This window comes from Streptosporangium sp. NPDC000396 (assembly GCF_042898655.1).
In the GTDB taxonomy this organism is placed as follows: domain Bacteria; phylum Actinomycetota; class Actinomycetes; order Streptosporangiales; family Streptosporangiaceae; genus Streptosporangium.
Map to the genome: position 1 here is coordinate 183,803 of NZ_JBIAZA010000006.1, position 23,305 is coordinate 207,107.

At 69.5% G+C, this 23,305-nt stretch carries 22 protein-coding genes; 14 read left to right on the forward strand and 8 right to left on the reverse strand.

The window, feature by feature from the left end; genetic code table 11:
• Window positions 1-11: 11 nt before the first annotated feature.
• Entirely contained in the window at window positions 12-1,046 is a 1,035-nt protein-coding gene (gene glpX, locus ACFY2X_RS11995; protein WP_389936298.1) for a class II fructose-bisphosphatase, read from the reverse strand.
• A gap of 81 nt (window positions 1,047-1,127) precedes the next feature.
• Between glpX and ACFY2X_RS12000 the strand changes: the two genes are divergently transcribed.
• On the forward strand, window positions 1,128-1,733 hold the full coding sequence (locus ACFY2X_RS12000) for a TetR/AcrR family transcriptional regulator (RefSeq protein WP_389936301.1): 606 nt from the start codon (window positions 1,128-1,130) through the stop codon (window positions 1,731-1,733).
• A gap of 38 nt (window positions 1,734-1,771) precedes the next feature.
• Window positions 1,772-2,320 (forward strand): DUF4245 domain-containing protein, encoded by a 549-nt coding sequence (locus ACFY2X_RS12005; protein WP_389936304.1) that lies wholly within the window; start codon window positions 1,772-1,774, stop codon window positions 2,318-2,320.
• 166 nt (window positions 2,321-2,486) lie between these two features.
• Here the strand turns inward: ACFY2X_RS12005 and ACFY2X_RS12010 are convergent, their stop codons facing one another.
• Entirely contained in the window at window positions 2,487-2,735 is a 249-nt protein-coding gene (locus ACFY2X_RS12010; RefSeq protein WP_389936307.1) for an exodeoxyribonuclease VII small subunit, read from the reverse strand.
• Between the two features lie 109 nt (window positions 2,736-2,844).
• Between ACFY2X_RS12010 and ACFY2X_RS12015 the strand changes: the two genes are divergently transcribed.
• Window positions 2,845-3,315 carry a GNAT family N-acetyltransferase gene (locus tag ACFY2X_RS12015; RefSeq protein WP_389936310.1) on the forward strand — a complete coding sequence of 157 codons (471 nt, stop codon included), beginning with the start codon at window positions 2,845-2,847 and terminating at the stop codon, window positions 3,313-3,315.
• On the opposite strand, the gene xseA is transcribed toward ACFY2X_RS12015, so the two are convergent.
• Window positions 3,293-4,510: an exodeoxyribonuclease VII large subunit gene (xseA, locus tag ACFY2X_RS12020; protein WP_389936312.1), complete on the reverse strand. Its 1,218-nt coding sequence runs from the start codon at window positions 4,508-4,510 to the stop codon at window positions 3,293-3,295. The two genes, ACFY2X_RS12015 and xseA, sit on opposite strands and share 23 nt — an antisense overlap.
• Before the next feature lie 27 nt (window positions 4,511-4,537).
• Window positions 4,538-5,554 carry a hypothetical protein gene (locus tag ACFY2X_RS12025; protein ID WP_389936315.1) on the reverse strand — a complete coding sequence of 339 codons (1,017 nt, stop codon included), beginning with the start codon at window positions 5,552-5,554 and terminating at the stop codon, window positions 4,538-4,540.
• 111 nt (window positions 5,555-5,665) lie between these two features.
• Between ACFY2X_RS12025 and ACFY2X_RS12030 the strand changes: the two genes are divergently transcribed.
• Window positions 5,666-6,634, forward strand: a complete 969-nt coding sequence (locus ACFY2X_RS12030) for a 4-hydroxy-3-methylbut-2-enyl diphosphate reductase (RefSeq protein WP_389936318.1) — start codon at window positions 5,666-5,668, stop codon at window positions 6,632-6,634.
• 216 nt (window positions 6,635-6,850) lie between these two features.
• Here ACFY2X_RS12030 and ACFY2X_RS12035 read toward each other — a convergent pair whose 3' ends face one another.
• Both ACFY2X_RS12035 and ACFY2X_RS12040 read right to left on the reverse strand, forming a co-directional pair.
• On the reverse strand, window positions 6,851-7,369 hold the full coding sequence (locus ACFY2X_RS12035; protein ID WP_389936321.1) for a DUF6542 domain-containing protein: 519 nt from the start codon (window positions 7,367-7,369) through the stop codon (window positions 6,851-6,853).
• A gap of 128 nt (window positions 7,370-7,497) precedes the next feature.
• On the reverse strand, window positions 7,498-8,811 hold the full coding sequence (locus ACFY2X_RS12040) for a DNA recombination protein RmuC (RefSeq protein ID WP_389936324.1): 1,314 nt from the start codon (window positions 8,809-8,811) through the stop codon (window positions 7,498-7,500).
• A gap of 136 nt (window positions 8,812-8,947) precedes the next feature.
• Between ACFY2X_RS12040 and ACFY2X_RS12045 the strand changes: the two genes are divergently transcribed.
• The 5 genes from ACFY2X_RS12045 to ACFY2X_RS12065 all read left to right on the forward strand — a co-directional run bounded on the left by ACFY2X_RS12045 (window position 8,948) and on the right by ACFY2X_RS12065 (window position 12,980).
• Window positions 8,948-9,814: a hypothetical protein gene (locus tag ACFY2X_RS12045; protein ID WP_389936327.1), complete on the forward strand. Its 867-nt coding sequence runs from the start codon at window positions 8,948-8,950 to the stop codon at window positions 9,812-9,814.
• A gap of 31 nt (window positions 9,815-9,845) precedes the next feature.
• Window positions 9,846-10,934, forward strand: coding sequence for a redox-regulated ATPase YchF (gene ychF, locus ACFY2X_RS12050; protein WP_389936329.1), 1,089 nt, complete (start codon window positions 9,846-9,848; stop codon window positions 10,932-10,934).
• Window positions 10,935-11,107: 173 nt separating this feature from the next.
• A complete protein-coding gene (locus ACFY2X_RS12055; protein ID WP_389936332.1) occupies window positions 11,108-11,416 on the forward strand; it encodes a transposase in 309 nt (102 codons plus the stop codon).
• Between the two features lie 146 nt (window positions 11,417-11,562).
• Entirely contained in the window at window positions 11,563-12,423 is an 861-nt protein-coding gene (locus ACFY2X_RS12060) for an aminoglycoside phosphotransferase family protein (protein ID WP_389936334.1), read from the forward strand.
• Between the two features lie 32 nt (window positions 12,424-12,455).
• The gene (locus ACFY2X_RS12065) at window positions 12,456-12,980 is read left to right on the forward strand and encodes an NUDIX hydrolase (RefSeq protein WP_389936337.1); all 525 of its coding nucleotides are present in this window, start codon (window positions 12,456-12,458) and stop codon (window positions 12,978-12,980) included.
• A 349-nt stretch (window positions 12,981-13,329) separates the two neighbouring features.
• Here the strand turns inward: ACFY2X_RS12065 and ACFY2X_RS12070 are convergent, their stop codons facing one another.
• Together ACFY2X_RS12070 and ACFY2X_RS12075 are read right to left on the reverse strand one after the other, a co-directional pair.
• Complete coding sequence (locus tag ACFY2X_RS12070; protein WP_389936340.1) at window positions 13,330-13,593, reverse strand: type II toxin-antitoxin system RelE/ParE family toxin; 264 nt, start codon at window positions 13,591-13,593, stop codon at window positions 13,330-13,332.
• Window positions 13,586-13,852 (reverse strand): type II toxin-antitoxin system Phd/YefM family antitoxin, encoded by a 267-nt coding sequence (locus tag ACFY2X_RS12075; protein WP_389936343.1) that lies wholly within the window; start codon window positions 13,850-13,852, stop codon window positions 13,586-13,588. The genes ACFY2X_RS12070 and ACFY2X_RS12075 overlap by 8 nt, the downstream gene beginning before the upstream one ends.
• A gap of 715 nt (window positions 13,853-14,567) precedes the next feature.
• Here ACFY2X_RS12075 and ACFY2X_RS12080 point away from each other — a divergent pair.
• The 5 genes from ACFY2X_RS12080 to ACFY2X_RS12100 all read left to right on the forward strand — a co-directional run bounded on the left by ACFY2X_RS12080 (window position 14,568) and on the right by ACFY2X_RS12100 (window position 23,305).
• Window positions 14,568-15,416, forward strand: a complete 849-nt coding sequence (locus ACFY2X_RS12080) for a conjugal transfer protein (protein WP_389936346.1) — start codon at window positions 14,568-14,570, stop codon at window positions 15,414-15,416.
• Window positions 15,417-15,552: 136 nt separating this feature from the next.
• On the forward strand, window positions 15,553-15,843 hold the full coding sequence (locus tag ACFY2X_RS12085) for a hypothetical protein (RefSeq protein WP_389936349.1): 291 nt from the start codon (window positions 15,553-15,555) through the stop codon (window positions 15,841-15,843).
• A gap of 47 nt (window positions 15,844-15,890) precedes the next feature.
• Window positions 15,891-18,323, forward strand: a complete 2,433-nt coding sequence (locus ACFY2X_RS12090; protein ID WP_389936352.1) for a TcpE family conjugal transfer membrane protein — start codon at window positions 15,891-15,893, stop codon at window positions 18,321-18,323.
• A gap of 117 nt (window positions 18,324-18,440) precedes the next feature.
• Window positions 18,441-20,933 carry an ATP-binding protein gene (locus tag ACFY2X_RS12095; protein WP_389936355.1) on the forward strand — a complete coding sequence of 831 codons (2,493 nt, stop codon included), beginning with the start codon at window positions 18,441-18,443 and terminating at the stop codon, window positions 20,931-20,933.
• The gene (locus ACFY2X_RS12100; protein WP_389936358.1) at window positions 20,930-23,305 is read left to right on the forward strand and encodes a type IV secretion system protein; all 2,376 of its coding nucleotides are present in this window, start codon (window positions 20,930-20,932) and stop codon (window positions 23,303-23,305) included. The genes ACFY2X_RS12095 and ACFY2X_RS12100 overlap by 4 nt, the downstream gene beginning before the upstream one ends.

The window sequence follows — 23,305 nt, forward strand, 5'->3', positions numbered from 1 at the left end:
CGACGGAGGGATCAGCTCGCGCTGTCGAAGTTGATCGCGCTGTAGGCGCGCAGCTTCCAGAGCTGGTGCTCGCTCTCGATCTTGCGGATCGTGCCGGAACGGCCCCGCATGACCAGAGAGTTGGTGATGGCGCGGCCACCGCGGTAGCGGACCCCCTGCATGAGCTCCCCGTCGGTGATCCCGCTGGCCGCGAAGAACACGTCGTCGGAGCGGACCAGGTCGTCGGTGGTCAGCGTGGCGTCCAGGTCGTGACCCGCGTCCAGCGCCCGGCGGCGCTCGGCGTCGTCCCGCGGCCACAGCTTGCCCTGGATGACTCCGCCCAGGCACTTGAGCGCGCAGGCCGCGATGATGCCCTCGGGAGTGCCGCCGATGCCGAGCATCAGGTCCACACCGGTGTCCGCGCGAGCAGCTGTGATCGCTCCGGCCACGTCGCCGTCGGTGATGAGCTTCATCCGCGCGCCGGCCTCGCGGACCTCCCTGATGATCTTCTCGTGGCGCGGCCGGTCGAGGATGACCACGGTCACGTCCGACGGCTGGCACCCCTTGGCGCGCGCCACCACGGCGATGTTGTGGGCCACCGGCGCGTTGATGTCCACCGACGCGGCGGCCTCGGGACCGGTGACCAGCTTGTCCATGTAGAAGACAGCTGACGGGTCGTACATCGAGCCACGCTCGCTGACCGCGATGACCGAGATCCCGTTGGGCATGCCGAGCGCGGTGAGCCGGGTGCCGTCGATCGGGTCCACCGCGACGTCGCACTCGGCGCCGCTGCCGTCGCCGACCTGCTCGCCGTTGTAGAGCATCGGCGCGTTGTCCTTCTCGCCCTCGCCGATCACCACCACGCCGTTCATCGACACGGTGTTGATCAGCTGGCGCATCGCGTTCACGGCGGCGCCGTCGGCGCCGTTCTTGTCGCCGCGGCCGACCCAGCGGGCCGCGGCCATCGCGGCCGCCTCGGTGACCCGGACCAGTTCGAGCGCGAGGTTGCGATCGGGTGCGTGTTCACCCGTGGCGAGCGCGGCGGGGACGGACGTCTCATCGGACATGGTGAAAGCCCCTCTCATGGATTACTGCAACGATCGTAGTTGGCCCCCTCTCACCGGGTTGAGGAGGATAATCTGCCCACCATGAGCAGCGACACGGAACGGCTAGTGACAGGCGCGAGTGCACGGACCTCCGAGCGGGGTGCCGCCACACGGGTCGCACTCCTCGCGGCGGCCAGGGAGGTCTTCGTCACGAGCGGTTTCGCGGATGCAGGGGTCACCGACGTCGTCTCCCGGGCGGGAGCGAGCGTCGGCAGCCTCTACCACCACTTCTCCGGCAAGGCCGATCTCTATCTGACCCTCTTCGAGGAGTTCCAGGCCCGGCAGGCCCAGCGAACCAAGCAGGCCGTCCAGGAGGCCCGCGCCGGAGGCGAGACCGATCCGATGCGGCTGTTCATCGCCGGCGCCCGCGCCTACCTGGAGGGCTGTCTGGCCGAGCGCGAGATCTCCGCGCTGTTCCTGCGCGGCGACGGGCCGCCCGGGTTCGAGGTCATCATGCGCGACCGGCTGCGCCAGTGGACCAAGCGCAACGCCGCGCTGTTCGGGGGAGACGAGGGCCCCCTGGTCGTGGTCCTGACCGGCGCGCTCGCCGCGGCCGTCTCCGAGGTCGCCCTGTCGGAGGACGAGGAGGCCTCCCGGGATCTCGCCGACGGCGTGCTGTCCATCATCGGGCGGATCGGCCGCCCCTGAGGCCGGGCCACCCCGTTGAACGACTAGTCTCGATAGTCGTGCGAAAGTTCACTCAGGGTTTCTACGGCTACGCGTTCGCGATGCTGGTCTGCCTCGCCGCCGTCGGCCTCTTCCTACTGGTCACACCCCAGAGCAGGACCGAGCGCATCCCCAAGGTCGACTACTCGATCGACGTGGCCAACCTGCGCCGCACCGCGCCCTACCAGGTGTGGACGCCCGAACCGGCGCCCGCCGGCTGGATTCCGACCAGTTCGCGGGCGACCACGGAGAAGGGCGTGACGACCTGGAAGCTCGGCTTCGCCACCGCCGGGCGCCCCGGCGCGACGCGCTCCCACGCCATGCTCGCCCAGAGCGACGAGAAGCCCCCGGCCGAGTTCGCCAACCGGATGGCCAACACCAGCGAGGTCACCGGCAGCGTCCAGATCAACGGCGTGACCTGGGAGCAGCGCTTCCGCGAGGACAAGAACCAGCGATCTCTCATCCGGCTTCTGCCCGAGGCCACCGTCGTCGTCACCGGCACCGCCCAGTGGGATGAGCTGTCCGCCCTGGCCGGATCCCTCAAGCAGCAGGCGAAGGCCACACCGTAGCGCCGTCCGGCGACCGCCCCGCTTCTCGGGGGATGATTTCCCACTCCGGCTTTCAGGGAAGATCTTGCGCTCCGGCGCCCCAGAGACGATCTCCCGCCCCGGCCTTCGGAAGTTTTCAGAGACGATCACCCGTCCCGGCCTCGGAGACGATCTCCGGCCCCGGCCTTCAGAAGGGCGCCCCCGGAGTGAGATCGGGTTGCTTGCGCTGCGCCATGGCGGCGGCGAGCTTCACCCTGGCGCCCTGAAGCCACTCCTCACACAACGCCGCCAGCTTCTCGCCGCGCTCCCACAGCTCGATCGACTGCTCCAGCGTGAGCCCGCCCGCTTCGAGACGGCGGACCACCTCGGTCAGCTCCTCACGCGCCTGCTCGTAGGACGGCGTCTTCTCATCTGACGGTGTCTTCTCATCGGCCACGTACCCACCTTAGGTCGTGCCCGCGGATCTTTCGTCTCACGATCCGCGAGACGCTCCGCCGCCGCTCCCCGGCAGCCGCCTCATGCCTGCGACCTGGAAGACTGCATGAATGACTGTTCGTGACGCGACTTGCGCGGACATCCCCGAGCTGATCCGCCTGCGGGAGATCCTGGCCGATCGCATGGCTCAGGACGGCACCTACCCGGTCGACGCCCAATGGCAGGAGGCCTACGCCGACGACCTCAGGGAGCGCCTGGGCAGCGACGACATGGCCGTCCGTGTGGTGGACGCGCCCGAGGGCGGGCTGGCCGCCTGCGGGGTCGGTCTCATCTTCGAGCGTCTGCCCGGCCCCGGCCTTCCCGACGGCCGATACGGCTACATTCAGGGCATGACGACCGACCCCGGCCACCGGCGCCGCGGGCACAGCCGGGCCATCATGGTCGCGCTCATGGAGTGGTACCGGGAGCGCGAGGTCCGCAGGGTGGACCTGCACGCCACCTCGGACGGAGAGCCGCTCTACCGGGAGTTCGGCTTCGTCGAGGACGGCTACCCCTCGCTCACGTGGCGGGATCCTTCTTGACCGCCACCACCGCCACCCGGTCGTCGGAGAACCGGACCATCAGCTCGTCGCCCGGGGCGACGTCGCGCGCGAGCCGTACGACGTCGCCCGGGGGACGCTGCACGATCGCGTAGCCGCGTTCCAGGGTGGCGGCGGGGGACAGGGCGACCAGGCGCGCTCGCAGGTGTTCCAGGGAGTCCTGGGCGCGGTCCAGGGAACCGGTGAGGGAGCGCCTCACCCGATCCCTGAGCTGCTCGGCCTGCTCGGCTCTGCGCTCGATCTCGCGGACCGGGTCGGCCAGCGAGGGGCGGGAGCGGACCGCCGCCAGCCAGGCCGTCTCGCGGTCCAGCCAGCCGCCGGCCACTCGCCGGCCCCGGTCGCGAAGCTGGCGGATGAGCGTGAGCTGCTCGCCGACGTCCGGCACGACCTTTTTGGCCGCGTCCGTGGGTGTGGACGCCCGCAGGTCGGCGACCAGGTCGAGCAGCGGGTTGTCCTGCTCGTGGCCGATCGCGCTGACCACCGGCGTCCGGCACGCGGCCACCGCCCGGATCAGCGACTCGTCGGAGAAGGGCAGCAGGTCCTCCATCGACCCACCGCCCCGCGCGATCACGATGACGTCGATCTCGCCGTCCGCGTCGAACTTGCGCAGCGCCTCGGTGACCTCGGTGACCGCGTACGGCCCCTGCACGGCCACGGGCTCGACCTTGAACCGCACCGCGGGCCAGCGGCGCCGCGAGTTTTCCAGCACGTCGCGCTCGGCGGCCGAGTCACGGCCGCAGATCAGCCCGATCGTGCCCGGCAGGAACGGCAGCCGCCGCTTGCGGTCGACTCCGAAAAGCCCCTCGGAGGCGAGCACCTGGCGCAGCCGCTCAAGCCGGGCCAGCAACTCGCCGACGCCGACCGGGCGCATCTCCAGCGCGGTGAACGCGAAGGACCCCTTGTTGACCCAGAAGTCCGGCTTCAGATTCATGACGACCCGGGCACCGTCCACCGGCCGGGGGACGGTCGCCTCGTAGACGCCACGCGGGCAGGTGACCCGGGCGGACATGTTCGCCACCGGGTCGCGCAGGGTCAGGAACACCGTGCCGCCGCGGGCGGTCAGCTCGGTGATCTGTCCCTCCACCCAGACGGTGCCGAGCTTGCCGATCCAACCGCCGACCATCTGCAGCACGGTGCGAACCGGGAGGGGCTGCTCCGGTGTGGTCTTCGAGCTCATGGTCGGGAGCCTACGCGCCGGCCGCCGTTATTCGGCGGCTTCCAGCTTGGCCAGCCGGTTCTCGTACATCCGCACGACCTCCGCGCGAGCCGTGGTGGCCCGCTCGTAGGTGAGGAGTTCCCGGATCTGCTCGGCCGTCTTGCCGCGCATGCGGGCGCGCAGGGACGCGATCGTCAGCTGGGCGTAGCCGGGCATCGGTTCGGCGGGCACGGTGATCGCGTCGGTGGCGGGCGTCGCCACTGCGGGCTCCGCGACCTTGGTCTCCGTGACCTCGGCCACCGTGGTGTCAGCCGTCTCGGGGGTGGCGATCTCGACCTTCGCGACCTCGACCTTCACGGCCGCGGGAGCGGCGGCCTCGGGCGCGGCCTCCTCGGTCTCGGGGGTGGCGGTCCTGGTCGCCGGAACCTCGATGGTCTCGGTCTCGGAGACGGCGGCTTCGGCCTGCTCAGCCTCGGCTTTCTCGGGCTGGGCCTTCTCGGGCTGGACCTTCTCAGCTTCGGCCTTCTCGGCTTCGGCGGTCTCGGCCGCGGGGGCGGCGGTCTCGGTCGCCTCGACTTCGGCGGGCTTGGTCTCGGGAGTGGTGGCTTCGGCCTTTTCGGGCTCGGTCGCCTTGGGCTCGGCCTTCTCAGCCTCGGTCGCCTTGGGCTCGGTCGCCTTGGGCTTGGCCGGGGAGAAGATCACGGGCTCGGGGCGGGCCTTGACGCCGTTGACTCCGGCGTCGCCGTCCTTGGGGGAGGTGCTCTCCGGGCGGGGGGCGAAGATGACCGGCTTCCGGCGGACCGGCTTCTCCTCGTCGGCTTCGACGTCGTCCAGCTGGTCGGCGGCTTCCTGACGAGGCTCGTCGAGGTCCTCGTCCTGGCCGGCGAGGCGCTTGATCCTGTTCTTGACGCGGTCGCCGAGCAGCAGGGCCTGGCCCACCCCGCTCAACGCGGACTGGAACACGAAGAGCGGCAGATCCTTGGCCTTCTCTTTGAACTCCTCGCGCCCGGAAAGCGCTTCGCGGACGTTTTTGGTGACATTGCGGAAGATGTCGGGGACTGACATGTCGTCTCCCTGGGAGGTTTGCACTGGACACATAGTCTGGCAGGACTGTGCCGTATGAGGTCATAGGCCCTACTGGACAGGTGGGGCAGGCGCTCCACGTAGCATAAGAACATGACTTCTGAGACCCCCGCGACCCGACGCGTACTTGTGGCGAAGCCCCGTGGTTACTGCGCGGGGGTCGACCGTGCGGTCCAAGCGGTGGAGAAGGCCCTTGAGCAGTACGGCGCGCCGATCTTCGTCCGCAAGCAGATTGTCCACAACACCCACGTCGTCAAGACGCTGGAAGAGCGTGGAGCGGTTTTCGTCGAGGAGACCGAGGAGGTGCCCGAAGGCGCCATCGTGGTCTTCTCCGCCCACGGAGTCTCCCCTGAGGTCCACCGGCAGGCCGCCCAGCGCCACCTGAAGACGATCGACGCCACCTGCCCGCTGGTGACCAAGGTGCACAACGAGGCCAAGCGTTTCGCCTCCCAGGACTACGACATCCTGCTCATCGGCCACGAGGGCCACGAGGAGGTCGAGGGCACCGCTGGTGAGGCGCCCGACCACATCCAGCTCGTCGACGGCCTCGACTCGGTCGGCACCGTCCAGGTGAAGGACCCTACCCGGCTGGTGTGGCTGTCGCAGACCACGCTGTCGGTGGACGAGACGGTCGAGACGGTCTCACGGCTCAAGGAGCGCTTCCCCAACCTGATCGACCCGCCGAGCGACGACATCTGCTACGCCACCCAGAACCGCCAGGTCGCGGTGAAGGAGATCGCCGCCCAGGCCCAGCTGGTCATCGTCGTCGGCTCGGAGAACTCCTCCAACTCCAAGCGACTGGTCGAGGTCGCCCTCGATCACGGGGCCGACGCCGCCTACCTGGTCGACGACGCCTCCTTCATCAAGGACGAGTGGCTCGGCGGCGTCACCACGGTCGGCGTGACCAGTGGCGCCTCGGTCCCCGACGAGCTCGTCGCCGGAGTTCTGGACCGTCTCGCCGGGCACGGCTTCAACGACGTCGAAGAGGTCGAGTCCATCGAGGAGAGCGTGCGCTTCGCGCTCCCGCACGAGCTCCGCAAGGATCTGCGCGTCACCGTCTGACCCGGACCCCGCGCCGGTCCCGCCCCGCGCGCCGGTTCCACTCCCTGGGCCGGTTCCGTCCCCGGGTTGATCCAGACCCCGCGCCGGCCCAGGTCTTGCTCTGATCCGATTCCTGGGCCTTCCCACGCCGTACGGTCGCACCGCGACGCGGCCGTACGGCGGCCGGGCGCCCCGCCCGCCTTCGCGCCGGGGGCGTCTTCGCGGTGCTGTCGCGCCCTACTTGCCTTCGCGCGGCGTGCCGTACACCTTGGGCTCGAAGTAACCCTCGGGCTCGGGAACGAAACTCACCCCGCCCTTCGAGCGGGGGACGTCGGGGCCGGCCGCTCGCAGTTCCTCACGCAGCTCCCGGACGCACCGGGCGAGCCCGCGGCGCCAGGCGATGATCAGAACCAGGAGCGAGCCGCCGAACAGCCAGGGCGCGCCGGCGGACAGCGCCGTGAACATGCCCAGGCCGAGAGACTGGATGGGCGAGGGCGTGGTCAAGGACCGGACCGCCTCGATGACCAGCGTGGCCGCGAAGAAGATCAACGGTGGGGACACCACCAGGGAAAGCAGGTCCCGCCGGTTCAGCAGCGACACCGCGACCACACAGCCCGCCACGAAGGCCAGACCGATGAGCGCCGACAGCCCGAGAAACGCCTGTAAGACGCTGCCCGCCAACGTGCACGCCAGCACGAACGCCACCGCGCCCCGGGCGGTCAGCCGGATGCCGCCACTCCGGTTCTGCTCACTCATGCGATCACCCCGCCAAGCGGCTGCCCATCGCCTCGCTCGTCCACCAGTCGCCCCCCTCGACCTCGGCTCCTCATCGCAACTCCCCGCGCCTCCAGTGTCCGGCCATCGGCGCCTTCAGGGAACGGCTTCTAGGGCAGGTCGTTCGTCAACTTACCGTTCAGCCGGGACATGAGAGACGAGCTTGGCTCCTCTTCTTGTAGTAGTTCGGGTGAGGTCAGCGCACGTGGCAGATCCTCGACCGTCTGGGGGGTGTCGAGTTCGGCCTCGACCAGCCCCAGATCGTTCAGCTTGCGCGCGCTCACCAGCACCCGGGTCTCCAGGGAGCCGACCGTCCGGTTGTAGGACTCCACCGCGCGGCTCAGCGATCGGCCCATCGTCTCCATGTTTCGTCCCATGCTGCTCAGTCGCTCATAGAGTTCCTTGCCCAGCTCGAAGACCGCCCGGGCGTTCTCGCTGAGCGCGGCCTGCTGCCAGGCGTACTGAGCGGTGCGGAGCATGGTGATCAACGTGGTGGGCGTGGCGATGTGGATTCGCCGCCGCATGGCGTACTCCAGCAGGGCCGGGTCGCGTTCCAGGGCCGGAGACAGGAAGGCCTCTCCCGGGATGAACAGCACCACGAACTCCGGTGCCGGGCTGAACGCCTGCCAGTAGGACTTGGCGGCCAGCCGGTCGACGTGCTCGCGCACGTGCCGGGCATGCGAGTCGAGCCGAGCCGCCTGGTGGTCGGGGTCGGCGGACTCCGCCGCCTCCAGGTAGGCGCTCAGGGAAACCTTGGAATCGACCACGATGTTCTTGCCGCCGGCCAGCCGTACGACCATGTCAGGTCGCAGGGCCCCGTTGACGGTGGTGACGCTCGCCTGCTCGTCGAAGTCACAGAACCGCTGCATCCCGGCGATCTCCGCGACCCGGCGGAGCTGCAGCTCTCCCCACCGGCCCCGGGCCTCCGGCCGCTGCAGGGCCCGCACCAGGGCGTTCGTCTGCGCGCGGAGCTGGTCGTTGCTCTCCCGGACGACGTCGATGTGCTTGGCCAGCTCGGCGTGAGCCACACGCTGGCCCGCCTGCGTGTCGCGCAGCTGCGTCTCGACGCGGGCCAAAGTGTCCTTCAGCGGCTCGATCAGGTGCTCGACGGCCTGCTTGCGCTGCTCCAGCTCTCCGGCCGCCTCGGCACGGCCGGCGGCCAGCCGGGTCTCGGCCAGTTCGAGGAACCGCAGGTTGTTGACGTCGAGCGCGCGGGCCGACAGAGCCTGGAACCGTTCGGCGAGCTGTCCCTCGACATAGGCGACCTTCTCCTCGGCGGCTCTGGCCCTGGCCTCGGCGTCCGCCAGGCGTGCGCTGACGTCCGCCGTTCCCGCGGAGGCACGCGCCCGGCCCAGGAGGAACCCGATCGCCAGTCCCGCGACGAGCCCCACGGCGAGCTGGAAAGCGAGTGCCATGACGTCCATCACGGAATGATCGCAGGCCCGCGGACTCCTGGCCTCCCGACACGCCTTTCGGACCGGCCGTCGCATTCCCCTTGTGCGAACGCGTCCTGTCACCCAGAGTTTTCCCTTGAGCACGGAAGGTGGTGGATCTGCGAGTATGCACAGCTCGCGTTCGAAAACGGTGCTGTCGTTGGGCGCCACGATCGTCCTCGTGCTGACCGCGGTCGTCGTGACGAGCGCGTTCATCGCCGGGCGCGCCGACCGGCAGCCCGAACCGACGGGGGAAAGCGTGTCCCCGCCCCCGCTGACCTGGAAGAAGGGGGCCTGCGTGAAGCGTGAGGGCGCCAGGTTCGACCTGGCGCCCTGCGAGGCGGCCGACGGGAAGGTGACCTCCGTGGTCGGCGCCTGGGCGCCGGACTGCCCGGCGGACACCGACGAACTCGTCAAGATCGAGCCCGCCGCCATGTCACCTTCCGCGGCCTCCGCCATATCAGCCGCATCCGCCGCCTCCGAGGCGTCCTCCCCGGGGCGCGGGACGGCGGTGGAGGCCCCGCACGACTTCGGTGCCGGCCGTACGGCCTGCGTCCGGGACCTCGACCCCCCGCACCCCGGCGATCCCGGTGAAGGGGGCGGGGTGCTCCGCGCGGGCGACTGCGTGGCGCTGGGCGGCAATGAGCGGCCGTGCTCCGAGGAAGGCTGGTACGGCAGGGCGCTGGCCGTGGTGGAGCGGGCCGGGCAGTGCCCGCGACGCACACTTGACGCGTTCACCGTCGGCCCCCGGGTGGTCGCCTGCCTGGGCGAGGGCGGCCGGGTTCTCGCGGTGGGCGACTGCGTGACACGGCCGCGCGGCCGTCTGGTGAGCCGCGGGGCGCTCGACAGGGTTCCCTGCGGTTCCGCGCGGGCCTGGGCGAAGGTGACCGCCAGAACCGGGTCCCAGGATCGCTGCCCGGACGGCTCCGATCGCTACCTGCGGGTGCGTGAACGCGACGTCCCCCGCCCGGTGACATGCCTGCGGCGGGTGTAGCACCGGGTGATTCCCCGTAAACTCGGCTTACGTGAGCCTGAGCATCGGCATCGTCGGATTGCCCAACGTCGGCAAGTCCACGCTTTTCAACGCGCTGACCAAGACCGCCAACGCCCTGGCGGCGAACTATCCGTTCGCCACCATCGAGCCCAACGTGGGCATCGTCGGCGTTCCCGACTCGCGCCTGGAGAAGCTGGCTGAGATCTTCGGTTCCGCGAAGATCCTTCCGGCGAAGGTCGAGTTCGTCGACATCGCCGGGCTGGTCCGCGGCGCCTCGGAAGGGCAGGGGCGGGGTAACCAGTTCCTCGCCAACATCCGCGAGACCGACGCCATCTGCCAGGTGATCCGGGTCTTCAGCGACCCCGACGTGACCCACGTGGACGGCGAGGTCGCCCCCGAGCGCGACATCGAGACGATCAACACCGAGTTGATCCTCGCCGACCTGCAGACGCTGGAGAAGGCCATTCCGCGCCTCCAGAAGGAGTCCAGGACCAACAAGGACCGCAAGTCCGTCCTGGAGGCCGCCGAGGCGGCCGTCAAGCTCCTCGACGGCGGCACCACCCTGTACGCCGGGGCCAAGGGCGCCGGGATCGACGTGGCCGATCTGCGTGAGCTTCACCTGCTGACCGCCAAGCCGTTCCTCTACGTGTTCAACCTCGACGCCGACGAGCTGGTGGACGAGGAGCTGCGGGCCAAGCTGTCCGCGATCGTCGCGCCGGCCGAGGCCGTCTTCCTGGACGCCAAGATCGAGTCCGAGCTCGTCGAGCTTCCCGATGACGAGGCGCTCGAACTCCTGCAGTCCGTCGGCCAGGAGGAGTCCGGTCTGGCCCAGCTGGCCCGCGTCGGGTTCGAGACCCTCGGTCTGCAGACCTACCTGACCGCCGGTCCCAAGGAGACTCGGGCCTGGACGATCCGCAGGGGCGCCACCGCGCCCGAGGCGGCGGGGGTCATCCACACCGACTTCCAGCGCGGCTTCATCAAGGCGGAGATCGTCTCCTTCGACGAGCTGGTGGAGGCGGGCTCCATCGCCGCCGCCCGCCAGGTGGGCAAGGCCCGTATCGAAGGCAAGGACTACGTGATGCGCGACGGCGACGTCGTGGAGTTCCGCTTCAACGTCTGAGCGGACGTGTATTCGCGGCTGGGGAGGCTTAGGGCGTGATCGAAGTCCGCTGTGACGTAGGAGCCGGCCTGACGGCACGGAGCGGATCAGAGATCGACAACGAGTGAGGTCTCCGGTAGGTGGTTGGTCGACCAAGACGAACCACCTACCGAGACCTCGTGGCCGGCTGAGCGGTGACGAGGCGGTTCGACCTGACCGATGCGCAGTGGGCGGTGCTGGAACCGCTGCTGCCTGTGCCGAAGCGGTCGGGGCGGCCGTGGTTGTTCAGCAAGCGGCAGTTGATCGACGGGATCCGCCGACGGGTGCGTGTCGGGGTGGCCTGGCGCGATGTGCCCGCCTGCTACGGATCCTGGCCGGCGGTGTATGCGCTCTTGCGGCGATTTCAGCGTGAGGGCACCTGGCAGCAAATCCTGACCACGCTGCAGATGCCGGCGCTCAAGCAGATCTCCTGGCACGACGGCGTCTACGGCGACGTGCTCTGAGACACCGGCGTCACCAAACAGGACAACTCCTCGGTCGGCAGACACGATGTCCTCACACCGGTCGCCAAGCGCATCACTGAGACAGCCAGGCATACGCGGCTTCAGCGCCTACGTCTGTCAAGGCCATCCCGCACTATCGTTGCGGCATGAACACCCCGGCGGCGGAAGCCAACATCGACGACGATCTTGTTGACCGCCTGATCCGCACGCAGCACCCGGATCTGGTGGGCCCGCTCACCCCCGTCGCCAACGGCTGGGACAACGTCATCTACCGCCTGGGGACGGACCTGTCCGTACGACTGCCGCGCCGCCAGGTCGCCGTCGACCTCATCGTCAACGAGCAACGCTGGCTGCCAGTCCTGGCCGAGTACGTCGAGGTCGCGCTGCCCATACCCGTCAGGACCGGCGTGCCCGGCGGGGGCTACCCGTGGCCGTGGACGATCGCGCCCTGGTTCGAAGGCCGCACGGCCGCCGACGTGCCGCCGCCCGCCCGCTCCAGCATCGCCGTTCCGCTGGCCGACTTCATGACAGGCCTCCACCGGCCCGCACCGCCTGACGCACCGCGTAACCCCGTCCGCGGCGTCCCACTCGCCGCCCGCGACGAAGCGGTACGGCAACGCCTACAGTCCATTTCCCGATCAGCTGAGCTTCTCCCCCTTTGGGAGAAACTGGCCGCCCTCCCGCCCTGGCAGGGCCCCGCGCTTTGGCTCCACGGCGACCCGCACCCGGGAAATCTCCTGCTCAATGGGGAAGAGCTGGCGGCTGTCCTGGACTTCGGCGATCTCACCAGCGGCGATCCCGCCACCGACCTGGCCGCCGCGTGGCTGGTGTTCGACGAGAACGCGCGCGAGGTCTTCCGATCACGCGTGGACGCCGACGAGGTGACCTGGGAGCGCGCACGGGGCTGGGCCCTCGCCATGGGCACTGCTCTGGCCGCCCATTCGGCCGACAACCCCAGCATGGCGGCCATCGGCGATCACGTCCTCGACCAGGTGCTTTTGACCTAGAGGTGCTACGCAGCGCTCGATAGAGCACGGGGTTGAGGAGTCTGGGACAGCAGAACGACCGCCGCGTTCCGCAGTTCGGTCCTCGGCCGACGGCCACAGGTGCGCGTAGGTGTCGCTGGCCGGGTAGCGGCGGTCTTGGCCTACTGCTCGCAACAGATGCCGACGGTGCCCTGCTCCTGCTTCGCCGTACCGACAACGACCTGTGGACCATCCCCACGGGCGGCATCAAGACGGGCGAGACCGTCGCCGAGTGCGGCGTCCGCGAGTGCCGCGAGGAAACCGGCCTTGAGATCGAAATCACGGGTCTTGTGGGGATCTTCTCCGACCCCGGACATGTGATCGCCTACATGCACGGAGACAAGATCGACGAGGTGCGACAGCCGATCAACGTCTGTCTGCGAGGGCACGTGACAGGCGGCAAGATCCAGCCGAATCCTCGCGAATCCCGCGAAGTGCGCTGGGTGGACGCGGGCCAACTCGACGACTACGCGATCCATCCTGCTCTGCGACGGCGGATCGACTGGGGACTTCACCACCAAGATCCACACGTAGGATGACGCTTTCCAGGCAAGGTGACGCCTCGCCGGTCGATGACCGGTGGGGCGTTCGCTTGTGGATCAACGGCTGGGTGGTCCGCAAGTAGTCCGCAGACAGTCGGCAAAACGGCCGTCTTCGATCATCGTTGCCCCACGCTTCTCAACGGTCGAAACCGCAGGTCAGTGTGGGTGTTCTGACTCTGACCGCAGGTAGACGAGCCGCTGTCGGACGTTCCGCTTCAACGTCTGATCGCGTGAAATGACACCGCATCTTTGACCCGGCAAACATGCAGGTCAAAAGGGGTCGGCCCCTCCGGGGGGCCCCTTCATCATGCCTGTGCTGGATATTCTGACGCGGGGTCAGTGGGGATCAGGTGTCGTAAACGGTGGAGCGGTGTCCGACATGCACAACCCATACCACCAGTTCGCCGTTGTCGATCGTGTAGACGATCCGGTAGTCACCCACCCGTAGGCGGCGGCGGTCGGGCTGGGACACGAGTGCGGTGGTGTTGAAGCCGAGCGGGTCGCTTTCCAGTTCTGTCAGCTTGGCCAGGATGCGGAGCGCCATGTCCCGTGGGATCTTGCGTAGCTCTGCTTGAGCCTCGGGCCGGAAGACGGTGCGGTACTCACTCACTGCGCGCCAGCGTCTCCCTCATGATGTCCTCGATGGGGATGCCGGCCGAGGGATTCGCCATGCGCTCGTCGATGATCCGGTTAATCTCGCGCTCTTCCCATTCCTGGTACTTCCGCAGTACCTCGATGGATACGACGGCGGCCACTTCCTTGCCTCGGCGCGTGATCACGGTGGGCACGTCGTCGCGGTCAGCCCGCTCCACAACCTCGGCCAGGTGGGCGCGCACGTCGCGGATGGATTCTATGGGCATCTGACTCATGCGCTCAAGAGTACCGAGTGTTCCATGTGTACACAATGTGCGACTAGGGTTGGGTGTCGCTGCGGTCGGGCCTGCTGGATGCGCTGAATGAGATCTCCCAGAAGCTTGTTTTCACAGGTCGGAGCGTTGTGCGGCACGTTTCGTTGCAACGTCTGACGCCGTGTGCGCGAGAGAACGGGCCTGGTCCTCCGACCAGGCCCGTTCTGTCGTTGGTGACGCTGCGTGATGTATTTACGATAAATACGCAGGTCGCGACAGTCACGGCGCCGTTTGGACAGCAATGCGTGGCGTTTGAGTAATCAGCCCATGCGTTGGCCAGGCGTAACGTACTTTCTCCCACGGTGTCGACGGAGGTGGGGTCCGAAGGCGGTTCTAGACCTGGTTTGCTCAGTAACGACGATGCCTGCAGCATAGGCGTGGCTTTCCTGGAACAATCAGTGGGGCGGTTAGAGTAAGTGCTTCACCATGGCTAACGGGATCGGGAGTAATACGACACCGCGCCAGCCGGGGGATTGGCGCGAGCGGAGGCAAGATGGCTCGAAGGGCAACGGTCCAGCGTGATCCTCGGATTGCTGGCGACCCTGAGCTGTTGGCATACCCAGGAGCGTCCCACGACCCTGAGTTCGACCGCGCCCCGGCGCGCGGCCGTGGCGTGCCATCCCGTGGCCGCTGGGCTGGCGGAGGCGGGCGCTGGCTCGTATGGACCGGCCGTGCGGTGCTTTGGGCATTAATCGTGGTCATCGTGGTGAACGGGGTCCGTGCACCTTTTGAACGCTTTACTCGGCAGAACGCCGCCGGCGGATCCACCCCGGTTCCCACGGACTCCCAATTCCCCATCAGCCGGGCGACCTCTTTCGCCAGCCAGTTCGCCGCCGTCTATCTGAATTTCGAGGCCGTCCGTTCACAGGAAAGGGCGGCGAGACTCGCGCCCTACCTGCCCGAAGGCGCCGAACCGCAGTTCGGCTGGGACGGGCTCGGCCGGATGTCCGCCGGAGCGGTCCAGCCGTACGGCACGGAGGTCGTCGACAAGGACAACGCCGTCGTGACCCTGGCGTTCCAGGCGGGAAGCCGCCGCCAGCTCCTGTCCGTGCCGGTGTACTACGACAGCGCGACGAACAAGCTCGTGGTCTCCGGGCGGCCGGGGATCCTCCCCGCGCCGACGCCGGCGAAACTGCCCCCCGTGGGCGAGGGCGATCGCGACGACGCCGCGGAGGCCGAGCTCCAGACATCGCTGGCCAACTTCTTCAAGGCCTACGCCGCGAGCGACGACGCCTCCCTGCAGCAATACGCCGCCGCCGGGGTCACCCTGGAGGGGTTCGACGGCGCCTTCACCTTCGTGCAGCTCAAGGATCTCGTCGTGCCGATCGTCGGCGGCGCCACCCGCGAGGTGACCGCCACGGTCGTGTGGGGGGTGCCCTCGGGGGCGACCCCGTCCACCGGGCCCACCTCCAACCCCGGAGACATGAGCGGAAAGCTGGAGCAGGCCTACCGGCTCACTGTGGTCAAGCAGGGCGACAAGTGGTTCGTCAAGGACATCCGAGGCGCGAAACGGTCTGTGGGGTAACACATGATCGAATGGTGCCGGTTCACAGTGAACAGATCCCCCCTGATCGGTGAGTCGGCGATCGGCGGGCTCGGGCATGCGTGTCGCGGGTCCATGGCCGCCCCGCGAGCGCGATCATAAGCACGGAGGACGAGAAGTGACCCTGAAGACCATCCTGCTGAGCGTGATAGACCTCGCCCAGCCGAGCACTCCTCCGACAGGTGTGAACACCGAGGGCCTGGCCGACTTCCTCCGAAAGTTCTTCGCCCCGCTCTTCCTCGTCGTCGTCTCCGTCGTCGCGCTCTTCTTCCTCTTCACCCGTGAGATCACCAGGTTCGTGCAGTTCATCATCCTCGCGGTCGCCATTGGAGTGATCTTCTACGTGCCCAACATCATCGAGGTGACGGCTAAGGCGATCGCGGGGGCGCTTGGCATCACGGGGGGCTGAGGCCGCGCCCAAGCGGTCAAAGAACGACAGGTGGAGAGGAGGAGCGCGTGGACCTGCCCACATACACCAATATCTGGCGGATTGAGAAGCGGCTCTACAAGCTGTACGACCTACGGCTGCCGATGCCGCTTCCGATCGTCTGGATCGGTGTGTTCGTGGGCGTGGTGGTGCCCTGGTCCCTGCTGCTCTACCTGCTGGGCCTGCCCTTCGACGCACCCTGGCACGTGGTGTACCTCGTGCCGCCCGGGGTCGTCACCTGGCTGTCCACCAGGCCGGTGATCGAGAGTAAGAGGCTCACCGAGCTGCTCCAGTCGCAGGTGCGTTATGTGGGTGAGCCGCGCTCCTGGTGCCGGATGGCCCCCGCCTCCGAGCCTTCGGAGGTCAGTCTGAGTGGCCGGGTCTGGCGGGCCGCGCCCCAGCAGGCCGCTCCGGTCCGGGTCAAGGCCGCTCGCAAGGCCCGGCATGCCCAGGCCAGGCGTCCCGCCGCCGCTTCTCCCCGCGAGGTCCGTCCCGCGGTGGCCGCCGCCGCCGCGGCGGCGGCCACCGCCCCGGTCACCCGTGATCGCGTTGCCTGGGGTACGGCACCGGCTCCTCGCCGGGGCGTCGCTCCGGCCCTCGGGCAGGTTGTTCCCGGTGAGGCGCCCGCGATCGCTCCGGCCCTCGGGCAGGCTGTTTCCGCCGAGGCGTCCGCGGCCGCTCCCGCCGATCTCGCGCCCGCCGCCCCCGCGATCGCTCCCGCCGAGCCTGCCGCCCCTGCGGTCGTCTCTGCCGGGCCCCCCGCACCCGTTGCTCCCGCTCCGGCTTCCGTGACACCGGTCGAGCGGGTCTCTCCCGTGCCTCCTCATCGGGCACCCGCCGCGCAGGTCAAGACTCCGGCCGATCCCGATCGGGCAGTCCGGGCCACCGACCGGGCCGCCGAAGACTCCGCGCCCGAGCAGGTTTCCGACGTCCCCGCCGCCTCGGCGGCTCCGATCGGCACCGAGGCGCTGCGGCGCCTGCGCAGGCTCGCGGCCTCGGCCGAAGCCGATCGTGCTCAGCCTTCCGAGGAGCCCACGGCCGCGCCCGAGCCCGCGGAGCGGCAGTCCGAGATTCCGCTGTCCGCCGGCCAGCTTCCCGAGCCTGAACCCGCCGGGCAGCGGCCCGAGGCTCCGCTGCCCGCCGGACAGTCCGCGGTCGCCCCAGGGCCGATGGATGTCCCAGGATCGGTGGATGCCCCCGAGACGGTTGACCAGCCTCCCGCCTCGCCGCGGTTCGTCGGCCCGGCTCCGTTCGGGCGGCGTGCCGCCGAGCCGGTGGTGAAGGTGAAGGAGGCGGAGAAGGCGCCCACGGAGCCGGACGAGAGCCCGCGGACCCGCCATCGCAAGGGGCACCCGGCGCCGGTGGGACAGTTTCCCGAGGCGCAGAGGGTGTGGCCGCCGGAGCGTTCCACCGGGACGCCGGCAGGTGTCTCGATCCGGGCGGTCGTCTCGGACTCCACTGCCAAGGCCGATCCGGTCATGCCCGCGGTGCCGGTGTCGGTGCCGGGGTCGGCCCAGAGCGGAGCCAGGGTTCGCCGGGTGGAGTCGGTCGTCGGCCGCGACTCCTCGGGCGGATGGCGGAGGCTGGCCCAGGTCGTCATCGGACCGGGAGGCACGAGCCGTACGGACGGGTCGGAGGTCGACGAGGCGCGGACCAGGACGGTGTTCAGCGGCAGCCGCCGGGTGGTGGTGCTGGGGTGCACCGGAGGCGCCGGGCAGACCACCACCGCGCTCATGCTCGGGCACACCCTCGCCCGCTATCGCGAGGACCGGGTGCTCGCGGTCGATGCCAACATCGGCATCCACTCCCTGTCCAGCCGGATCCAGGGTGAGTCGCCCGAGACGCTGAGCTCCCTGCTGGCCGGTCTCGACAACGTCCGCGGCTACCTGGGCATGCGCGCCTACACCAGCCGCTGCGCCTCCGGCCTGGAAGTCCTCGCTGGCGACACCGACTCCGGTGCCGAGCAACGGCTCTCCGACCGCACGCTCTTCTCCGACCGGCGGCTCAGCCAGGCTGTGGACGTGCTGGACCAGCACTACAAGCTGATCGTCGTGGATCCGGCGGCGGCGCTGGCCGCGCGGGTGCTGTCCTACGCCGACCAGCTCGTCCTGGTCGTGCCGGCCAGCGAGGACGGGCCGGACGCGGTGGCCATGACCTACGAGTGGCTTGACGGACACGGCTGCGCGGACCTTCGCCGACGCGCGATCATGGTGGTCAACGGAGTCAGCCGCCGGAGCATGAGCGACGTCGAGCAGGCCGAGGCGGTCGCGCGTGGCCGATGCCGGGCGATCGTGCGAGTGCCCTGGGAAGACGAGCTGGCTCCCGGCAGGTCAGAGCGGGTGGAGCCATCCCACCTGCGGGCCCCGGGTCGCCGAGCCTATCTCGCGCTGGCCGGAGTCGTGGCGGCGGGCTTTGGAGCGGCACAGGCGGTTAGACCGAGCGAGGAGGAATTGGCCCAGTGATCCCCCGGGCGCGAGGAGTCGCGGTGAACGGGCATGACGAGGTGACCTCGTGAGCGAGCGCGGAGAGCGAGCCGGCAGTCGCTACGGTCTGGCCACACGGCCGGCGAGGGGGGCGATGTGAGCCGCGCGTCGCGGGCACACAGCCGCCTCGCCGTCCGATACTTCGACGATCGCATCCTGCTGACCGACTCGTCGGTCTGGGCATACTTCCGGTTGCCGACCGTGAGTTACGAGTTCGTCACGCCCGAGGAGCGGGAGGCGCTGGCCACCAACATCACGATCGCGCTGGCGGCGATCCGGATGCCGGACGCCGAGGTCCATCTGCGGGTGGCGCACCGCACCTATCCGGCCGCCGAGTGGGCGATGGCGCTGAACGCCACCTCCGACGAAGGCCCCGGGTGGCGCGACTACCTGGAGGAGATGTACCGGCACGTCTGGGCCAAGGACTTCTGGAGCAAGGAGGTCTATCTCGGCGTACGGCTCGGCGCGCGCGGCAGGCAGCTGGGCACCGGGGTGCTCTCCCAGCTGCTCGGCTTCTACCAGCGCAGCGAGAAGGTCCTGGGCATCGAAGACGACCACGTCCCCAAGGCCGAGATCACCAGGTGGACCGAGCAGGCGGAGCGGCTGGGCCGGGCCCTGTCGGCCAGCGCCCTGTACGCCCGGCACGCCACCTCCACCGAGATCGCCTGGCTGTTCCAGCACGCGGCGACCGGTTCCCTCGGCGATCCGCCGGCTTCGGCCAGTCCCAAGCGGCCGTGGGGCAGGGGCGAGATCGAGTCGCTGGTGGAGGGGCAGATCCACAATGGCAGGTCGTTCCTGCGCATCGAGCAGCCGTACGGCGACTCCTACGTCGCCCACCTGTCCTTCGCCCGGTTCCCCGACCTGATGCCGTTCCCCGACGGGGAGCCGTGGTTGCACTTCGCCGACCAGATGCCCTTCCCGGTGGAGATCAGTTCGAGGATGCGGCTGATCTCGCCGGTCAAGGCGAGCAAAGACGTCGCGCGCAAGCTCGCCCACGCCCGCGACATGGACATCCACATCCGGGAGGCGGGCGCGGAGGCGCCGCTGGCGCTCGCCGAGCAGATCGACGCGGCCCGGATGCTGGAGCACGGCATCACCAAGGAGCGCCTGCCCTTCGTGTACGGCTGGCACCGGCTGATCGTGTCCGCCCCGACCGAGGAGATCTGCGTGCAGCGGGTCGAGGCGGTCGTGGAGCACTACCGTGACATGGGCATCGACATCGTCAACTCCACCGGTGACCAGTTCTCTCTGTTCTGCGAGGCGCTGCCGGGCGAGAAGGTCCGGGTCAACGCCTACGCCCAGCGGCAGCCGCTGCGCACCATCGCGGGCGGCATGGCGACCGCCACCGTGGACCTGGGCGACCGGGTGGATGAATCCAACGCCGGCTGGATGGGACCGTACGTCGGGGAGACCCTGGGCCGGGCCCGGAGCATCGTGCACTTCGATCCGCTGGTGGCGGCCACGCGCAACCGGCCGACGGCCATCGCGATCACCGGTGAGCCGGGCGGCGGCAAGACCACGCTGGCACTGCTGATGATCTACCAGATGGCGTTGCGCGGGGTGACGATCGCGGTCATCGACCCCAAGGGTGACGCGGACTCCCTGGTCCAGCTGCTGCAGCGGCGGGGCAGGAAGGCGCGGATCATCCCGCTCGGCTCGGCCGCGCCGGGCCTGCTCGACCCGTTCTCGTTCGGCGAGGACATCGCGACCAAGAAGACGATGGCCAGCGAGACCCTGCGCCTGCTGCTGCCGCGCATGTCGGAGGAGCGCGAGTCGGCGATGATCCAGGCGGTCTCGGCGGTCTCCAACGGAGAGGATCCCTCTCTGGGTAAGGTCGTCGACTTCCTGGAGCAGGCCGAGGACGCCGCCTCCAAGAACCTGGGCGCCGTGCTGCGCTCGATGTCGGAGATGCACCTGGCCCGGCTCTGCTTCGACCCCTCCGGCGGCGAGCAGATCGACACCGAGGGCTGGACCACGGTCTTCACCCTCGGCGGCCTGACCCTTCCGGACGCCTCCACCGGTCGTGACGACTACTCCTACGAGCAGCGGCTGTCGGTGGCGCTGCTCTACCTGGTCGCGCAGTTCGCCCGGGGCCTGATGAACGGCCTGGACCGGCGGACGCCCAAGGCGATCTTCCTGGACGAGGCGTGGGCGATCACTTCCACGCCGGAGGGCGCCAAGCTGGTGCCCGAGGTCAGCCGGATGGGCCGCTCCCGCAACACCGCGCTGGTGCTGGTCTCGCAGAACGCCGGTGACCTGCTGAACGAGCAGGTGACGAACTGTCTGTCGTCGGTCTTCGCGTTCCGCTCCACCGAGCGGGTCGAGGTGGAGCATGTGATGGCGCTGCTCGGGGTGGAGCCGTCCGAGGAGCACAAGGCGGTGCTGCGCTCGCTGGGCAACGGTGAGTGCGTCTTCCGGGATCTGGACGGCCGTGCGGGCCGTATCGGGGTGGACCTTATCTCCGATGAGCTGCTCCGCTGGCTCGATACGAATCCGACCCACGACAAACCCGATGACAACGTGCATGATCCTTCTGGGGGCGACAGAGTCAGTAGGCCGGGGGCTGCGGCGCTGGAGGTGCGGTCATGAAGGGTTCCCCGAAGGGGTTGAGGAAGTCGCGCAGGGGCCGACTACGCAGGCGGATCGCCATCGCACTGGTGGCGTTGGCCGCCTTTCTCGCACTTCCGCTGGTGTTCCCGGCGGAGACGTCCGTCGCCGTCGCGGCCGCTCCCTGCGATCTCTCTCCGGATCTGGCGCCCGAGGTCGTCGGAGGGGGTGTGGACGGCCTGCTCAAGCCTCCGGCTCCGGCCGCGCCCCCGGCGGGGACGGCGGCCACGCCTGCGCCCGCCGCGACCCCGCAGGGCAACTACGCCACCTACGGCATGGGCGGCCAGTTCTGGCACACCCACCTTCTCGGCTGCGACGACGTCGGGGCGGTGATGGGCAACACGATGGCCAATACGGTCTTCTCGTGGGCCAAGGCGCTGGACCGGCTGACCATCACGACCTACCAGGCGGCCGCCACCGAGGGGCCGCTGGAGTCGATCAAGAATGTCGTCGACGAAATGGTGAAGCGGCTGTCCGACGCGATGTACTGGCCGTTCCTGCGGCCGATCGTGATCCTCGGGGCCATCTGGCTGGCCTGGTACGGCCTGATCCGCAAGCGTGCGACGACGACCGCCGAGGGCGTCATCTGGATGGTCCTCGCGGTCACGGTGGCGGTCTGGTTCTTCAGCCGCCCCGGCGACTTCACCGGGCTCGGCAAGGTCGTCACCGACAAGACCGGCGAGATCGTCAACTCGGCCTTCTCCGGTCTGCCCGGCGCGGGCGGGACCTCCTGCCTGCCGCCCAAGGGTGAGACCAACCCCCAGGCCTCGTCCGGCGGTTACGGCCAGAGCGGGGTTCCGAGCGTCGATCAGAACGCCGAGGCGCTCTGGTCGACCCTGGTGTGCAAGCCGTGGCTGATGGGCGAGTTCGGCACCGCCGACCCCAACGCGCCGGTGGTGCGGACGTTCGGGGCCGAGCTGCTGGACATCCAGGCGCTCGACGCGGCCGAGATGAGGGCCACCCAGACCCCCGACTCCAGCGCCCACCAGGCACGATACGAGGAAATCGCCAACAAGCTGCAGAACACGCCGATCTTCTTCCTCTTCCAGGGCAAAGACTGGACGAACCGGCTCGGCATCGCGATCGGCGCGCTGCTGGCCGCGATGGTGGCGGGACTGCTGATCTTCCTGGTGGCCGTCTCGCTGCTGGTGCTCAAGGTCGGGTTCCTCCTGCTGCTGATCCTCGCGCCGGTCTTCCTGTTGCTCGGCGTGCATCCGGGGTCCGGGCGGATCATCGCGATGCGCTGGGTGGAGATGCTGGTCGGCACCCTGCTCAGGCAGGGGGTGCTGGCGCTGGTCCTGGGTGTCCTGGTGTACGGCTACGCGCTGATCATCTCCACGGCGATGCCGTGGGGCATGCAGGTCATGTTCATGGCGCTGCTGACGAGCGCGGTGTTCTTCTACCGGCGGCCGTTCCAGCACCTGTTCGCCTCCATGAACGGCCACACGATCACCACCCGCATGCTGGGCGACGCGGCGACCGCGCCGACCCTGCAGCGCGCGGCGGGTGTGCTGCCGCCGGTCGCGGCGGCCCGGGTGGGTCGCTGGGGCATGCGCAAGGCGGAGCCCGTGCTGCAGGCGGCCGCGGTCGTCAGCGGCGCCTCCGTCGCGACGGCGGCCGCGGCGGTCGCCCAGGGCAAGGCCCGCGGGGAGGACGGCGGCTCCACGCCGGGCACGCCCTCGGGCACCCGGGTCCCGGCCGGCGCGCAGCCCGTGCCCCTGGACACCGACGCTCAGGCGGGTTCGCGTCGCAAGGGCACGGGCCGTCCGGTCACCGCGCCCCGCACAGGTGCCGCGCCGCCGCTCAACCTGTCCGGTGGCCGTACGGCGGGCGGCGCCTCCGGGGCTTCCGGAGCCTCAACGGCCCAGCCTGCCGGTTCGGCCCGGGGCGGCTCCGGTGCCGGTGGAGGCTGGTTCGGCGGTCGCTCGGGCGGCGGCTGGGCGTCGCAGGGCGGCTCGGGCTCGGCGGGTGGTTCCTCTTCGGGCGGTTCCTCCTCCGGCAGGTCTCCGGCGCCCTCGTCGGGCGGTGGCCGGTCGGGCGGGAGTCTCTTCGGAGGAGGCGGCGGGGGCGGAGGTTCCCGGCGTGCCGAGTCCGGCTCCCGCGGTTCCGGTTCGCGAGGAGGCGGCGGTTCCCGCGGTTCCTCCGGATCGGGCGGCAGCCTGTTCGGCGGAGGTTCCTCGGGGTCGGGGGGCAGCCTGTTCGGTGGAGGCTCGCGGAACGACCACGCCGGGCGTGCGGACAGATCGTCCGAGGCACCCCCGCTATGGCTGCCCAGCAGGTCGGAGCGAGACAGGGGAGCCGGAGAGTCGGCTGCGCCGTTCTGGCTCCGGGCGTCGAACCCTGACAAGGACTGA

Bases quoted from the DNA above. Each gene is read 5' to 3' on its own strand.
- glpX (WP_389936298.1), bottom strand. From the start codon at position 1,046: ATGTCCGATGAGACGTCCGTCCCCGCCGCGCTCGCCACGGGTGAACAC.
- ACFY2X_RS12000 (WP_389936301.1), top strand. From the start codon at position 1,128: ATGAGCAGCGACACGGAACGGCTAGTGACAGGCGCGAGTGCACGGACC.
- ACFY2X_RS12015 (WP_389936310.1), top strand. From the start codon at position 2,845: ATGACTGTTCGTGACGCGACTTGCGCGGACATCCCCGAGCTGATCCGC.
- xseA (WP_389936312.1), bottom strand. From the start codon at position 4,510: ATGAGCTCGAAGACCACACCGGAGCAGCCCCTCCCGGTTCGCACCGTG.
- ACFY2X_RS12025 (WP_389936315.1), bottom strand. From the start codon at position 5,554: ATGTCAGTCCCCGACATCTTCCGCAATGTCACCAAAAACGTCCGCGAA.
- ACFY2X_RS12030 (WP_389936318.1), top strand. From the start codon at position 5,666: ATGACTTCTGAGACCCCCGCGACCCGACGCGTACTTGTGGCGAAGCCC.
- ACFY2X_RS12035 (WP_389936321.1), bottom strand. From the start codon at position 7,369: ATGAGTGAGCAGAACCGGAGTGGCGGCATCCGGCTGACCGCCCGGGGC.
- ACFY2X_RS12040 (WP_389936324.1), bottom strand. From the start codon at position 8,811: ATGGACGTCATGGCACTCGCTTTCCAGCTCGCCGTGGGGCTCGTCGCG.
- ACFY2X_RS12045 (WP_389936327.1), top strand. From the start codon at position 8,948: ATGCACAGCTCGCGTTCGAAAACGGTGCTGTCGTTGGGCGCCACGATC.
- ACFY2X_RS12060 (WP_389936334.1), top strand. From the start codon at position 11,563: ATGAACACCCCGGCGGCGGAAGCCAACATCGACGACGATCTTGTTGAC.
- ACFY2X_RS12075 (WP_389936343.1), bottom strand. From the start codon at position 13,852: ATGAGTCAGATGCCCATAGAATCCATCCGCGACGTGCGCGCCCACCTG.
- ACFY2X_RS12100 (WP_389936358.1), top strand. From the start codon at position 20,930: ATGAAGGGTTCCCCGAAGGGGTTGAGGAAGTCGCGCAGGGGCCGACTA.